10 protein-coding genes are annotated in these 14,304 nt (G+C 72.0%); 3 read left to right on the forward strand and 7 right to left on the reverse strand.

Annotated features, from left to right (window positions below; genetic code table 11):
- Positions 1-17: 17 nt before the first annotated feature.
- The 6 genes from ACH4PY_RS17400 to ACH4PY_RS17425 form a co-directional block, all read right to left on the reverse strand.
- The gene (locus ACH4PY_RS17400; protein ID WP_398182623.1) at positions 18-548 is read right to left on the reverse strand and encodes a hypothetical protein; all 531 of its coding nucleotides are present in this window, start codon (positions 546-548) and stop codon (positions 18-20) included.
- Positions 549-620: 72 nt separating this feature from the next.
- Complete coding sequence (locus ACH4PY_RS17405) at positions 621-1,925, reverse strand: hypothetical protein (RefSeq protein WP_398182625.1); 1,305 nt, start codon at positions 1,923-1,925, stop codon at positions 621-623.
- Positions 1,926-2,590: 665 nt separating this feature from the next.
- Positions 2,591-3,358 (reverse strand): succinate dehydrogenase/fumarate reductase iron-sulfur subunit, encoded by a 768-nt coding sequence (locus ACH4PY_RS17410; RefSeq protein WP_398182628.1) that lies wholly within the window; start codon positions 3,356-3,358, stop codon positions 2,591-2,593.
- Complete coding sequence (locus ACH4PY_RS17415; RefSeq protein ID WP_398182630.1) at positions 3,355-5,307, reverse strand: fumarate reductase/succinate dehydrogenase flavoprotein subunit; 1,953 nt, start codon at positions 5,305-5,307, stop codon at positions 3,355-3,357. Before ACH4PY_RS17415 ends, ACH4PY_RS17410 begins: the two co-directional genes overlap by 4 nt.
- 1 nt (position 5,308) lies before the next feature.
- Positions 5,309-6,133 (reverse strand): hypothetical protein, encoded by an 825-nt coding sequence (locus ACH4PY_RS17420; protein WP_398182633.1) that lies wholly within the window; start codon positions 6,131-6,133, stop codon positions 5,309-5,311.
- An 81-nt stretch (positions 6,134-6,214) separates the two neighbouring features.
- Positions 6,215-6,502 (reverse strand): hypothetical protein, encoded by a 288-nt coding sequence (locus ACH4PY_RS17425; protein WP_398182636.1) that lies wholly within the window; start codon positions 6,500-6,502, stop codon positions 6,215-6,217.
- 310 nt (positions 6,503-6,812) lie between these two features.
- Here ACH4PY_RS17425 and ACH4PY_RS17430 point away from each other — a divergent pair, with 310 nt between their 5' ends.
- Positions 6,813-8,612, forward strand: a complete 1,800-nt coding sequence (locus ACH4PY_RS17430) for an ABC transporter family substrate-binding protein (protein ID WP_398182638.1) — start codon at positions 6,813-6,815, stop codon at positions 8,610-8,612.
- Positions 8,613-8,898: 286 nt separating this feature from the next.
- On the opposite strand, the gene ACH4PY_RS17435 is transcribed toward ACH4PY_RS17430, so the two are convergent.
- A complete protein-coding gene (locus tag ACH4PY_RS17435) occupies positions 8,899-10,068 on the reverse strand; it encodes a hypothetical protein (protein ID WP_398182641.1) in 1,170 nt (389 codons plus the stop codon).
- A gap of 271 nt (positions 10,069-10,339) precedes the next feature.
- Here ACH4PY_RS17435 and typA point away from each other — a divergent pair, with 271 nt between their 5' ends.
- Positions 10,340-12,205, forward strand: coding sequence for a translational GTPase TypA (typA, locus tag ACH4PY_RS17440; RefSeq protein WP_398182644.1), 1,866 nt, complete (start codon positions 10,340-10,342; stop codon positions 12,203-12,205).
- A gap of 384 nt (positions 12,206-12,589) precedes the next feature.
- A complete protein-coding gene (locus ACH4PY_RS17445; protein WP_398182647.1) occupies positions 12,590-14,254 on the forward strand; it encodes an ABC transporter substrate-binding protein in 1,665 nt (554 codons plus the stop codon).
- The last annotated feature ends 50 nt before the right edge of the window (positions 14,255-14,304 follow it).

A 14,304-nucleotide genomic window follows, 5' to 3' on the forward strand; every position in this document is an offset into this window, starting at 1 on the left:
CACGGCCAGACGATAGCTCACGGCCGGACCGCGACACGGTGCGAGGCGGCGGGCCGCCCGGCGGTCAGCATCCGGCTCCGGACGAAGATCGTGGCCAGCCGGGTGACGACCTCGGTGAGCGCCATCAGGACGAAGGCCGCCACCCACGCCTGGTCGCTGGTGATGTGGTGGGCGACGCTGAACCGGGCGACGTCGTCCGCGCCGCCGCCGTGCTCGGTCCACAGCTGGAAGCCCATCCGGGCACCCATACCGAGCACCCACAGGATCGCGGAGACCGCGCCCGCCTTGATCAGCACGTGCTCACCCGAGGTCCGCACCCGCGTGTAGACGCCGCCCGCCACGCCGAGCACGGCGCCCGCGCCCACGAGCGCCCCGATCAGCACCAGGTCGTTGCCCCCGGTGGGGACGGAGCCCAGATACGCGTGCGCCACGAAGGCCACGATCCCCAGCGGGATCAGGAAGGTCCTGAGGTCCAGCCGGCCCTCCCGCAGCTGCCGGAAGACGACGAGGAGAAGGGCGATGTCGGTGATCCACTCGGTCGTTGTCATGCCCCCAAGCCTGTTCCCGCACGGCCCGCGACGCCTGGACCCACGGGTGGAACCCCGGGTGGAGAAGGACGCCTACCCGGGGCCGCCGAACGTGCCGGGGGTGGGGTGCTCGCCCGAGGCGCCGCTCGTCGCGCCGAAGGCACCGTGCGCGGGACGCAGCAGCCCGCCGAGGGCCGCCGGGGACAGCGGGGCGCGGGCGGCGACGTCGTCGAGAGCCAGGCGCTGGGCCGCGCGGGCCAGACGGTCCGCCTCGCCCGGTGGGAGCCCGGACCGCTCGGCCCCCGCCAGCTGCGTACGGGCCGCGCAGCCGATCGCCCCGCGATGCGTGGCGACCAGGTCGCGCGCGGCCGCGACCTCGCTGCGCGCCGCGAACGCCGCGGGCGGCCCGTCGTCGGCCTCCCGCCGCAGTTCAGCCAGCGGGTCGTACGGGCCGGACGCGGGCCGCGCCGCGCCGAGCAGGGCGTCCGCCTCCCGCAGATCCGCGGCCCGCCGCGCGGTCGCCTCCGCGAGGGTCGCGGCCTGGCCGAGCGCGCCCTCGGCCGTGCGGACGAACACCGCGGCCCGCCCGTGGTCCGCCCCCACCGCCGCCCGCGCCAGGTCCAGCCGCTCCCGGGCGTAGTCCAGCAGCGCGCGGGCCTGCGCCGGGTGCCCGGCGACCGGGGCGAGCGGCTCCGTGCCGTACACCCCGGCGAGCGGCGCCAGCTCGTGCTCGGCCGCCGCGATCCGGCCCGGCAGCGCCATGGCCCGCGCCTCCGCCTGCTCCAGCAGCTCGGGGACGTCCCGCTCCAGCGCGCGCAGCCGGTCGAAGGCGTCCGCCTCCGCGTCCAGGCGCCGGTTGGCCTGCGTACAGCGGGAGAGGATCTCGTCCAGCAACTCCCGCCGGGTCGCCTCGTCGGACGTGCCCTCGTCGAGCCGCGCCCGCAGCCGGAAGGCCGCGGCCAGCTCCTCCCGGGCGTACTCCACCGCCTCCGCGAACGGCTTGACCGCCGGGGCACCCGCCTGCGCCGCCGCGAACCCCACGTCCTCGTGGCTGGTACGGACCGCGTCGTCCGTCGCCACGAGCTGCCGGCTCGCCTCCGAATCCAGCTCCGCCAGCGGAGTGGGCCGCGGCCCATGACGCCGCGGCCGCACCCCCGTCCCCCCACCCGCCGCCCGCGGCCCCGTACGAGCCGCCGCGGACGGACCCCTGCGGCGTACGGCGACCAGCGTCACCAGCGCGACCGCGCCCAGCGCGACCACCGGGATCCACAGATCGGCTCCGCCGTTCTCCGACCCGGTCGAGGCGTACGCCCGCGTGGGCGCCGCGAACCCTGCCGCGGCGCCGAGGGCGAGGAGCGCGCCGCGGGCCGCGCACCGCCGGGGGACTCGCCGCCTCATGCGCATCGCGCCTTTCGCCGCGCCACACCACCGCGGGTGGCTGTTCTGGGAGGCTATGCGCGTCCGCGCGGTCCCGCGAGTCCAGTCCGCTCCCCCGCGCGGTCGGGGCTTGCGCCCCGGGGTGCGTCTTGCTGTGCGGTACGCGACCGTCCGCCGGTGGGGGCTTGTCGCTCCGTTCTCCCCCAGAGCTTCGCCTGGGAGGTGCCCCACGCGCCCCTGAAAAACGGGTGCTCTCCCACGCGCCGGTGCCCCGCGTCTCTGAAAAACGGGTGCCCTCCCACGCGCCGGTGCCCCGCGCCCCTGAAAACGGGTGCTCCGCAGCAGTAGCCCCACCGGCGGAAAACGAGGACCCTCCCCCCCCGTAGCCATCCGCCCCCACCGGCGGGCAGCCGCCAGTCCGCCTGGAGGGGGACGGTGCGGGGTGCCCCCGCAGGAATGCGCTGGGGGGTGGCTCACCGACTCGGTAAGAGGGTGAAGGCGCATTCCGAGGAGGTGCCCCGTGTCGGCCCCCGACCCACCCAGCGGCGCGCTGCGCAAAGGGGCGCGTGGGGGTACCTCCCAGGCGAAGCTCTGGGGGAGAACTGCGCGACCAGCCCCCACAAAGGGAAGGTCGCACAGCGCACCGCACCACCCAGAACGGAGCGCCCCCCGAGCGCACCGCAGAGCTAAGCGCGGCGGCGGATCTTGGAGCCGAGCCAGACGAGCGGGTCGTACTTGCGGTCGACGGCCCGCTCCTTGAGCGGGATGAGCGCGTTGTCCGTGATCTTGATGTGCTCCGGGCACACTTCCGTGCAGCACTTCGTGATGTTGCAGTACCCGAGCCCGTGCTCGTCCTGCGCGGCCGCGGCCCGTGAGGGTCCGCCGTCCTCACCCGCCGCGTCCAGCGGATGCATGTCGAGCTCGGCGACGCGCATCAGGAAGCGCGGCCCGGCGAAGGCCGGCTTGTTCTCCTCGTGGTCGCGGATGACATGGCACGTGTCCTGGCACAGAAAGCACTCGATGCACTTGCGGAACTCCTGCGAGCGCTCGACGTCCACCTGCTGCATACGGTACTCACCGGCCGCGACGCCCTTGGGCGGCACGAACGCGGGGATCTGCCGGGCCTTCTCGTAGTTGAAGGAGACGTCCGTGACGAGGTCCCGGATGACCGGGAACGTCCGCAACGGCGTGACGGTGACCGTCTCCTCGGGGGAGAAGACGGACATCCGGGTCATGCACATGAGCCGGGGCCGGCCGTTGACCTCCGCGCTGCACGACCCGCATTTGCCGGCCTTGCAGTTCCAGCGGACGGCGAGGTCCGCGGCCTGGGTGGCCTGGAGGCGGTGGATGATGTCGAGGACGACCTCACCGTCGTTCACCTCGACCTCGTAGTCCTGGAGGCCGCCGCCTTCCGCGTCGCCCCGCCAGACCTTGAAGTGCGCTGTGTGGGTCACGCGTCAAGCTCCTCGTCGGTCAGGTATTTGCCCAGCTCGTCGCGTTCGAAGAGGGCGAGCAGGTCGGCCCGGATGGGCGGCATGGCGCGCGGCCGCAGGGTGATGCCCGCGGGGTCGGCGGCGCCGTCCGGCGCCGCCAGCTCGCACACGAGGTTGACCTTGCGCCAGGCGCGGTCCATGCCGGGGTGGTCGTCGCGGGTGTGGCCGCCGCGGCTCTCGGTGCGTTCCAGGGCGGCGCGGGCCACGCATTCGCTGACCAGCAGCATGTTGCGCAGGTCGATCGCGAGGTGCCAGCCGGGGTTGAACTGCCGGTGGCCCTCGACGCCGACGCGTCCGGCGCGCTCGCGCAGGCGGCCGAGCCGTTCGAGGGCCTGCTGCATCTCGGGGCCGCGCCGGATGATGCCGACCAGGTCGTTCATGACCTGCTGGAGTTCCTGGTGCACGGTGTACGGGTTCTCCGGCGGGGAGCCCGCGCCGTTCGTGGAGGAGCCGTCCGTGGAGGAGCCGTCCGCCGAGGACTCCGCCCCGAAGGGCCGCAGCACCTCCGCCGCGGCGGCGTCGATCTGCGCCTGGTCCGCCACGGGACGCGCGTCGCCGAGGCCCGCGGCGTACTCCGCGGCGTGCAGGCCCGCGCGGCGGCCGAAGACGAGCAGGTCGGACAGCGAGTTGCCGCCGAGCCGGTTGGAGCCGTGCATGCCGCCGGCGACCTCGCCGGCCGCGTAGAGGCCGGTCACCCCGGTGGCCGCGGCGGTGTCGGGATCGACGTCGACGCCGCCCATCATGTAGTGGCACGTCGGGCCGACCTCCATCGCCTCCGCGGTGATGTCGACGTCGGCCAGCTCCTTGAACTGGTGGTGCATGGACGGCAGCCGGCGGCGGATCTCCTCGGCGGGCAGCCGGGTGGAGACGTCGAGGTAGACCCCGCCGTGCGGGGTGCCGCGACCGGCCTTGACCTCGGAGTTGATCGCGCGGGCCACCTCGTCGCGGGGCAGCAGCTCGGGGGGCCTGCGGTGGGTGTCGGGGTCGGAGTACCAGCCGTCGGCCTCCTCCTCGCTCTGCGCGTACTTCTCCTTGAAGACGTCGGGGACGTAGCGGAACATGAACCGCTCGCCCTCGCTGTTGCGCAGCACCCCGCCGTCGCCGCGCACCGACTCGGTGACGAGGATGCCCTTGACGGACGGCGGCCAGACCATGCCGGTCGGGTGGAACTGGATGAACTCCATGTTGATCAGCGGCGCCCCGGCCAGCAGCGCGAGCGCGTGCCCGTCCCCGGTGTACTCCCAGGAGTTGGACGTCACCTTGAAGGACTTGCCGACTCCGCCGGTGGCGAGCACCACGGCGGGCGCGTCGATCACGAACAGCCGCCCGGACTCGCGGACGTAGCCGAAGACCCCGGCGACGGCGTCGCCGTCCTTGAGGACGCGGGTGACGGTGCACTCCTGGAAGACCTTCAGCCGCGCCTCGTAGTCGCCGGTCTCGGCGAAGTCCTCCTGCTGGAGCGAGACGATCTTCTGCTGGAGGGTGCGGATCAGCTCCAGGCCGGTGCGGTCACCGACGTGCGCGAGGCGCGGGTACTCGTGGCCGCCGAAGTTGCGCTGCGAGATCCGGCCGTCCGCGGTGCGGTCGAAGAGCGCGCCCCACGTCTCCAGCTCCCACACCCGGTCGGGGGCCTCCTGGGCGTGCAGCTCGGCCATCCGCCACTGGTTGAGGAACTTTCCGCCGCGCATGGTGTCGCGGAAGTGCACCTGCCAGTTGTCGTGCGCGTTGACGTTGCCCATGCTGGCGGCGATGCCGCCCTCGGCCATCACCGTGTGGGCCTTGCCGAAGAGCGACTTGCAGATCACGGCGGTGCGCAGGCCCTGCTCGCGGGCCTCGATGGCGGCCCGCAGCCCGGCGCCGCCCGCGCCGACCACGACCACGTCGTACGCGTGCCGTTCGACTTGTGTCATCTCAGAAGAACCTCGGATCGTCGAATACGCCGCTGGCCACCAGGTACACGTAGAAGTCGGCGACGGCGACGCTGATCAGCGAGGACCACGCCAGCAGCATGTGGCGGCCGTTCAGCGCCCCCACCCAGCCCCACAGCCGGTAGCGCACCGGGTGGGCCGAGAAGTGCCGCAGCTTGCCGCCGATGATGTGCCGGCAGGAGTGGCAGGACAGGGTGTACGCCCAGATGAGCGCGATGTTGACGACGAAGACCAGGGTGCCGAGCCCGGCGTGGCCCCAGCTCCCGTCCGTCCCGCGGAAGGCGAGCACCACGTCGTAGGTGAGGATCCCGGCCACCACGAGGGCCAGGTAGAAGAAGTAGCGGTGGAGGTTCTGCAGGATCAGCGGGAAGCGGGTCTCGCCGCTGTACTTCTCGTGCGGCTCGGCGACCGCGCAGGCCGGCGGCGACATCCAGAAGCCGCGGTAGTAGGCCTTGCGGTAGTAGTAGCAGGTCAGCCGGAAGCCCAGCGGGAAGATCAGCACCAGCAGCGCGGGGGACAGGCCCCACCAGCTGCCGAACAGGTGCCAGTCGGCGCCGCCGTCCATGTCCGTGCAGTTCGAGGCGAGGCACGGCGAGTAGAAGGGCGAGACGTAGGGCGCGGTGTAGTAGTCGCCGTTCGCGAAGGCCCGCCAGGTCGCGTAGACCACGAACAGGCCCAGCACCGTCGCGGTGACCAGGGGGGAGAGCCACCATTTGTCGGTGCGCAGGTGGCGGGCGGGGATCGCGGCGCGGCCGGGTGTGAAGACGCCGCGGCCGGGCGGAGTGACGGGAGTGGTTCCGGTGGCCAAAGGGGGACTCCGTACGGGAGGGGGCGCGCGGCGGGGCGGCGCGCACGGGCGTGACGCGGGGCGGGGCGGGGCCCGCGGGCGTCAGGGCGCGTGCCGGTGCGGCGAGCCGAGCCCCTCGTCCTCGGCGTCCGCCCACAGCCCGCGGTCGTACGGCGCGTCCGGCACGGTGATCATGTCCACCGGCCGGCCCTGCGCCGCGGCGGGCGCGGCCTCGCGCAGCAGGGACAGGCTGTCCCGCAGGTGGTCGGCGGCGGAGCGGACTCTGCGCAGGTCGAGGGAGTCGCCGCAGGGCTCGTCGAGGCGGGCGACACAGCGCATCAGGTCGTCGAGCCGGCGCTGGACCGACGTCAGGTCGTCGTGCAGGGACATGCTGTGCCCTCACCGTCCTTCACCATCTGCCGCCATCGGCATCGCGGTGCTGCGCCAGCGAGTGTCGCGCGTCACACCACTCCTTGTGAAGACGCGTGCACGGATTCGATCAGCGCGCGGCGGGTGGGCCGGACGGGTGGAGTGCGCCGGTGCCGTCGGCGGGTCGGGGGCGCGGCGCCGGTGGCGTCGTCTGGAGTGGGACTGCGAATAACCGGACCACCGGTAAAGCGGCCCATTCGATCATCGGAAAAAGTCCCCGGCGGAACCGACCGTCTCCGGCCGGCCGCCAGGGTCGCGGAGGAGCGACCTCATGAACCGCAGTGCGGCCCCGACCGCCATCCCCCCGGTGCCACGGGCGCGCGCGGTGCGAATCGCCGTGGCGCTCACCGCGGGCGCCACCCTCACGCTCAGCGCGGCCTGCTCGTCGGGCGGCGGCAACCACGCGGCCGGCACCGCGGGCACCGACATCGCGAGCGTCGCCCGCTCGGGCGTACGTGACGGCGGCACCCTTCGCTGGGCCACCGCGAGCGTGCCGCGCACCCTCAACGCCTTCCAGGCCGACGCGGACGCCGACACCGCGACGATCGCCGGCGCCACCCTGCCGACGATGTTCCGCCTCGACGCGCACGGGCGGCCGCACACCGACCCCGACTTCGTCACCAAGGCCGACGTCACCAAGACCGCGCCGAAGCAGGTCGTCACCTACCAGCTCAACCCCAAGGCGAAGTGGAGCGACGGGCGGGCGGTCGGCGCCGCCGACTTCAGCGCCCAGTGGAAGGCCCTCAACGGCTCGAACTCCGCGTACTGGACCTCGCGCAACGCCGGGTACGACCGGATCGCGTCCGTCACCGAGGGCGAGGACGCGCAGCACGTCCAGGTCACCTTCAGCACGCCGTACGCCGACTGGCGCTCGCTGTTCAGCCCGCTCTACCCCAAGTCCGTCACGGGCGACCCCGACGCTTTCAACGACAAGGCCCGCACCGCCCTGCCCGCCGCCGCCGGACCCTTCGCCGTCAAGGACGTCGACACCAAGGCCGGCACGGTGACGCTGGAGCGCAACGCCTCCTGGTGGGGGCGGCGCGCCAAGCTCGACAGCATCGTGCTCACCGCAGTGCCGCAGGGCAAGCGGGCCGCCGCCCTGGCCGCGGGCAAGCTCGACCTCGCCGACATCGAGCCGGGCGCGCTCGGCGCCGTCACGAAGACCAGGGGCCTGGCCGTACGCAAGGCACCCGACGCGGCCTACGCGCAGCTCGCCCTCAACGGCAGCGCGGGCCCGCTCGCCGACGAGCGCGTCCGGCACGCCGTGGCCCGCGCGGTCGACCGCAAGGCCATCGCCACCGCCGTCCTCAAGCCGCTCGGGCTGCCCGCGGAACCGCTCGGCAACCACCTCGTCCTGCCCTCGCAGGACGGCTACGCCGACCACAGCTCCGCCCTCGGCAAGGCCGACATCCAGCAGGCACAGGCGCTGCTCACGGGGGCGGGCTGGAAGCGGTCCGCCGTCAAGGGCGGCGACCAGGCGGCGGCGCCCGCCGACGGCCACGACGCCGCGGCCGGCGCGCTCACCGTCGTCGAGCCCGCACGCGCGGTCACCAAGAGCGGCAAGCAGCTCAGCCTGCGGTTCGTGCTCCCGGCGGACTCCCCGACACTCGACGACGTCGGCTCCCGGATCGCCCGCATGCTCTCCGCGATCGGCATCCGCACGGAGATCACCAAGGTCGACGGGGCGAGCTACTTCCAGGACCACATCGCGGCCGGCGACTTCGACCTCGCCCTCTACTCCTGGCCGGGCACGGCCTACCCCGCGACCGACGACACGCCCATCTACGCCAAGCCCGTCCCGGCGCCGGACGGCTCGCTGAGCGTCGCCCAGAACTACACGCGGGTCGGCACCGACCAGATCGACCAGCTCCTGGACCGCGCCGGCTCCGAACTCGACGCCGGCACCGCCCGCTCCCTGACGGCCCAGGCCGACTCCCGCATCTGGGCTGCCGCCGGCTCGATCCCCCTCTACCAGCGCCCCGCGGTCGTCGCCCTCCGCACGACCGTCGCGAACGCGGGCGCCTTCGGCTTCCAGACCCCCCGCTACGAGGACATGGGCTTCCGCAAGTAGCCCGTGAGAGCGCCCCCGGGCCCGCCCCGGGGTGCGCCTTGCGGTTCGCCGCGCGACCTTCCGCCGGTGGGTGGTTGCGCGCTCCGTTCTCCCCCAGGCTCCGCCCGGGGGGTGCCCCCACGCGCCCCTGAAAACGCTCACCCTGCGCGGTAGGGGCTCGCTTCTGCCGCGCAGGGCGACAGACAAGGGGCGTGGGAGAACTGCGCGACAAGCCCCCACCGGGCGGAAGGTCGCGCGGCGAACCGCAAGGGGCACCCCGGGGCGTACCCGGCGGCCCCCGGACGGGTCAGACGCGGAGGAGCGCCGCCGCCCGGGCGTAGGCGCGGGCCGCCTCCGACTGCCGCCCCGCGGCAGCATGCACCGCGGCCAGCGTGTCCAGCGCCCCGGCACGGGCCAGCGCCTCCGGCGCGTTCGCCGCGGCCCGCGCCGCGAGCTTCGCGGCCAGCGGCAGCCGCCCCTGGAAGTACGCCTCGCGGGCCGCGAGGTCCGTCCGCCGCACGGCCGCGGGCGCCGTCGCCCGCAGCCCGTTCATCGCCGCCGCGAAGTACGGCAGCCCCTGCTCGGCGGGGATGCTCCCGGCGCGGACCCCGTCGCTGACCGCGGCGGCGTAGAGGGAGAGCGCCCCGGCCCGCAGCGAGGGCGCGGTGGACCGCGCGTGGAGGTCCACCGCCGTACGCGCGGCCTCCGCGGCGCGGCCCTCGGCGAGGGCGAGCACCGCGGTGAGGTGGAGCCGCCGCGGTGCGTCGGACGGCGGCGCGGCGGCGAGCGCGTCCCGCATGAGGTCGATCCGCCCGGCGCCCGCCGCCCGCGTGGCGGCGAGCGTGGCGTCGTCGACCCGCCATTCGTCGAGCTTGGCGTCCTCCGTCCCGAAGGGCAGCCGCAGCAGCCGCCAGGCGGGGCTGGTGACCCGGCCCGGGGCGAGGACGTGGATCAGGACGGTGAGGAAGGCGATGCCCCAGCCGATCGCCGCGGCGGCGCCGCCCGCGGCGACGAGCGCGACGGCCACCGCGGCCTGGACGAGCAGCTGGACGAGGGCGCCCCACCACAGCCTGCGCCGCAGTCCGGGCCGGTCGGTCACGACCATGCACGGGCTGTAGAGGAGGAGCGGCAGCGGCCGCAGGACGAGCTGCCGCCCGCCCACGGTGGTGGCCAGCAGCCACCGACCGGCGCCGATCGAGGAGTACACGGGCGCGAGCCCGGTGAAGGGGCCCAGCAGCCGGGTGAGCACGTTGTGCAGTGAGACGGTGAGCAGCACCCCGGCGGCGAAGACCACGAAGTAGCGCTCGGGGAAGGGCAGCGCGTCGGCGCTGCCCGCGACGCCGACGGCGGCGCCCACGACGGCGGCGACGGCGAGGGTGACCTTGCGGCGTCCGTCCGGGGGCGCGGCGGAGGGCCCGGGCGGGGGCGGGGGCGGCGGCACGGTGGCGTCGTGCGGCGGCGCGGATGGCGTGTACACGTCCCGGATCATGGCACCCCCGGGACGCGGCCCGGCACCGCCCCCCGCCGTCGGCCCGCTCGTGCCCCCGCGTCCCCCGTCTCGCGGGGACGCGGAAGGGCCCTGCGGGACGGCCCTCACCGCGGGCGCCGCGCAGCGGGGGTGCTCCGGCGGGCGGCATCAGGTGGGGCACGTACCATGGGAGGTGGCCGTGGCGTGAGTTCTGCCCGGCGAGGCGAGCGCGTCATACCGGAACGCGACGCCATCCACGATCCGGGAGAAGCCCCCCAGCATGTCCACGCGCCACGATATCCGTAACGTCGCCATCGTCGCCCACGTCGACCACGGCAAGACGACTCTCGTCGACGCCATGCTCAAGCAGGCGGGCGCCTTCTCGGCGCACCAGCAGCTGGACGACCGGATGATGGACTCCAACGACCTGGAGCGCGAGAAGGGCATCACCATTCTCGCGAAGAACACCGCGGTGAAGTACCACCCGAAGGACGGCTCCGACCCGGTCACGATCAACATCATCGACACCCCCGGCCACGCCGACTTCGGCGGCGAGGTCGAGCGCGGCCTGTCGATGGTGGACGCGGTCGTGCTGCTGGTGGACGCCTCCGAGGGCCCGCTGCCGCAGACCCGCTTCGTGCTGCGCAAGGCGCTGTCCGCGCGGCTCCCGGTGATCTTGTGCATCAACAAGACCGACCGCCCGGACGCCCGGATCGACGAGGTCGTCAACGAGACCTACGACCTCTTCCTGGACCTGGACGCCGACGAGGACCAGATCGAGTTCCCGATCGTCTACGCGTGTGCGCGGGACGGCGTCGCCTCGCTGACCAAGCCGGCTGACGGCACGGTCCCGACGGACAGCACCAACCTGGAGCCGTTCTTCTCCACGCTGCTGGAGCACGTCCCGGCCCCGACGTACGACGAGCAGGCCCCGCTCCAGGCGCACGTCACCAACCTGGACGCCGACAACTTCCTCGGCCGTATCGCGCTGCTGCGCGTCGAGCAGGGCCACCTGAAGAAGGGGCAGACCGTCGCGTGGATCAAGCGGGACGGCAGCATCTCCAACGTCCGCATCACCGAGCTGCTGATGACCGAGGCGCTGACCCGCGGGCCGGCCGAGAGCGCGGGCCCCGGTGACATCTGCGCGGTCGCGGGCATCCCGGACATCATGATCGGCGAGACCCTCGCCGACCCGGACAACCCGGTCGCGCTGCCGCTCATCACCGTCGACGAGCCGGCGATCTCGATGACGATCGGTACCAACACCTCGCCGCTGGTCGGCAAGGGCGGCAAGGGCCACAAGGTGACCGCGCGGCTGGTCAAGGACCGGCTGGAGCGCGAGCTGGTCGGCAACGTGTCGCTGCGGGTGCTGCCGACCGAGCGCCCGGACGCCTGGGAGGTGCAGGGCCGCGGTGAGCTGGCGCTGGCCATCCTGGTCGAGACGATGCGCCGGGAGGGCTTCGAGCTGACCGTGGGCAAGCCCGAGGTGGTCACCAAGGACGTCGACGGCAAGGTGCACGAGCCGATCGAGCGGATGACCATCGACTCGCCCGAGGAGCACCTGGGCGCGATCACCCAGCTCATGGCGTCCCGCAAGGGCCGGATGGAGACGATGACCAACCACGGGTCCGGCTGGATCCGGATGGAGTGGATCGTGCCGTCCCGCGGCCTGATCGGTTTCCGGACGGAGTTCCTGACGCAGACCCGCGGCACCGGCATCGCGCACTCCATCTTCGAGGGCCACGAGCCGTGGTTCGGCGAGCTGCGCACCCGTAACAACGGCTCGCTCGTCGCGGACCGCGCGGGCGTCGTGACGGCCTTCGCGATGACCAACCTCCAGGAGCGCGGCGTGCTGTTCGTGTCGCCGACCACGGAGGTCTACGAGGGCATGATCGTCGGCGAGAACTCCCGGTCGGACGACATGGACGTGAACATCACCAAGGAGAAGAAGCTCACGAACATGCGGTCCTCGACCGCCGACGTGACCGAGTCCCTGGTGCCGCCGCGGCTGCTGTCGCTGGAGCAGTCGCTGGAGTTCTGCCGGGACGATGAATGCATCGAAGTCACCCCGGAGACCGTGCGGATCCGTAAGGTGGTTCTCGACCAGAAGGAGCGGGGCCGCGCCGCGTCCCGCGCCAAGCGCTGACGACTGCTGACCGCCAACTGAACGGTGAGGGGTCCAGGGCTTCCTGGGCCCCTCATTCGTGCCCGGGAAGCGTCCGCTTTCCGGACGCCAATCACCGTTAGATATGTCACACCGCCCAATTCGCCGGTGTCTGTCTACGTTCCATAATGTCCGGATTCTGGAACGAGTTCGCTGGTGATGTGACCAAAGCGAGACCAACCCTGTGTCGATCCGACTTCAAACGTGCCCGATAGTGGGACGAAGTTGAGCTCGGGTCAATGGGTCACGCGCTGATGGGGAGCGCCGACTCACGAGCACAGGAAGGCCGTAGTCGCTGTCAGGGGTGTCAGTGAGCGTCCGGCCTTCCTTTCACGTATCGACAGTGACTCCTGAGGAGGCAAACCCATGCGCGGTGCCAAGAGCGCCAAGTGGGTCGTAGGAGCGGCCGTGATCGCCCTCGCAGCGACCGCCTGCAGTTCGAGCGACGACTCGGGCGACAAGAAGGGCAGCGGCGACAAGGCGAGCAGCTCGTCCGCCGGTGTGATCCGGGCGTGGTGGGGCGACCCCCAGAACCCGCTCGAGCCCGCCAACACCAATGAGGTGCAGGGCGGCAAGGTCCTTGACATGATCTTCATGAACCTCAAGGAGTACGACCCCAAGACCGGCAAGGCGATGCTGGAGGCGGCCGACTCGATCACGAGCACGGACCAGCAGAACTTCACCATCAAGATCAAGCCGGACCTGAAGTTCTCGGACGGCACCCCGGTGACCGCCAAGTCCTTCGTGGACGCCTGGAACTACGGCGCGCTGGTTACCAACAAGCAGCTCAACGCGTACTTCTTCGCGGACATCCAGGGCTACGACGCGGTGCACCCGTCGGACGACCCGAACGCCAAGCCGACCGCCCAGACCATGTCCGGGCTGAAGGTCGTGGACGACCACACCTTCACCGTCGCGCTGAAGCAGAAGTTCTCGACCTGGCCGGACCGCCTGGGCTACAAGGCCTTCGCTCCGCTGCCCACCGAGTTCTTCTCGAACCACGCGGCCTACCTCGCCAAGCCGATCGGCGACGGCCCCTACATGATCGACTCTTACAAAAAGGGTACGAGCATGAAGCTGGTGCCGAACCCGAACTACACCGGCCCGAGCAAGCCCAAGAACAAGGGTGTCCTGCTCAAGGTCTACACCAGCAGCGACACCGCTTACGCGGACCTGCAGTCCGGCAACCTGGACGTCCTCGACGACATCCCGGCCGCGGACCTGTCGCACGTGAAGAGCGACCTGAGCAACCGCTACCTGAACCAGCCGGCGGGCATCATCCAGACCTTCTCGTTCCCGATGTACGAGAAGGAGTGGAGCAAGCCGGGCATGGAGAAGGTGCGTCTGGGCGTCTCCATGGCGATCGACCGCAAGACGATCACCGACAAGATCTTCCAGGGCACGCGTACCCCGGCAGCCGACCTCACCTCCCCGGTGCTGGGCGCGGCCGGCGGTTACAGCGACACGCTGGCCGGCGACTCGGTCAAGTACGACCCGGTCAAGGCCAAGCAGCTGATCCAGGAGGGCGGCGGTCTGCCCGGCGGTCACATGACCCTCGGCTACAACGCCGACTCCGGCTCGCACAAGGAATGGGTCGACGCGGTCTGCAACAGCATCAACAACGTGCTGGGCGACAACAAGGCCTGCGTCGGCGCCCCCACGGGCACCTTCGCGGACTTCCGCAACCAGATCACCAAGGGCCAGATGAAGCAGCCGTTCCGTTCCGGCTGGCAGATGGACTACCCGCTGATCGACGACTTCATCACCCCGCTGTACGCGACCGGTGGTAGCTCGAACGACTCGAAGTACAGCAACAAGACGGTCGACAACCTGATCAACCAGGCCAACGCCGAGGCTGACACGACGAAGTCCACGCAGCTCTACCAGCAGGCCGAGACGCAGATCCTCAAGGACATGCCGATCGTCCCGCTGTGGTACCAGAACGCCCAGTGCGGCTGGTCCGACAAGGTGTCGAACGTGACGGTGAACGCCTTCAGCTACCCCGTCTTCACCGACATCACGGTCAACTGACCTGCGAAAACTGAACCACTCGCAGTGAGCGGGTCCGGCAGGGGAGACGT

This window comes from Streptomyces sp. NPDC021224 (assembly GCF_044332905.1).
In the GTDB taxonomy this organism is placed as follows: domain Bacteria; phylum Actinomycetota; class Actinomycetes; order Streptomycetales; family Streptomycetaceae; genus Actinacidiphila.

What these genes read in the sequence shown, in the direction of transcription:
- ACH4PY_RS17445 (WP_398182647.1), top strand. Translation starts at nt 12,590, where the DNA reads ATGCGCGGTGCCAAGAGCGCCAAGTGGGTCGTAGGAGCGGCCGTGATC.
- ACH4PY_RS17400 (WP_398182623.1), bottom strand. Translation starts at nt 548, where the DNA reads ATGACAACGACCGAGTGGATCACCGACATCGCCCTTCTCCTCGTCGTC.
- ACH4PY_RS17430 (WP_398182638.1), top strand. Translation starts at nt 6,813, where the DNA reads ATGAACCGCAGTGCGGCCCCGACCGCCATCCCCCCGGTGCCACGGGCG.
- ACH4PY_RS17405 (WP_398182625.1), bottom strand. Translation starts at nt 1,925, where the DNA reads ATGAGGCGGCGAGTCCCCCGGCGGTGCGCGGCCCGCGGCGCGCTCCTC.
- typA (WP_398182644.1), top strand. Translation starts at nt 10,340, where the DNA reads ATGTCCACGCGCCACGATATCCGTAACGTCGCCATCGTCGCCCACGTC.
- ACH4PY_RS17415 (WP_398182630.1), bottom strand. Translation starts at nt 5,307, where the DNA reads ATGACACAAGTCGAACGGCACGCGTACGACGTGGTCGTGGTCGGCGCG.
- ACH4PY_RS17425 (WP_398182636.1), bottom strand. Translation starts at nt 6,502, where the DNA reads ATGTCCCTGCACGACGACCTGACGTCGGTCCAGCGCCGGCTCGACGAC.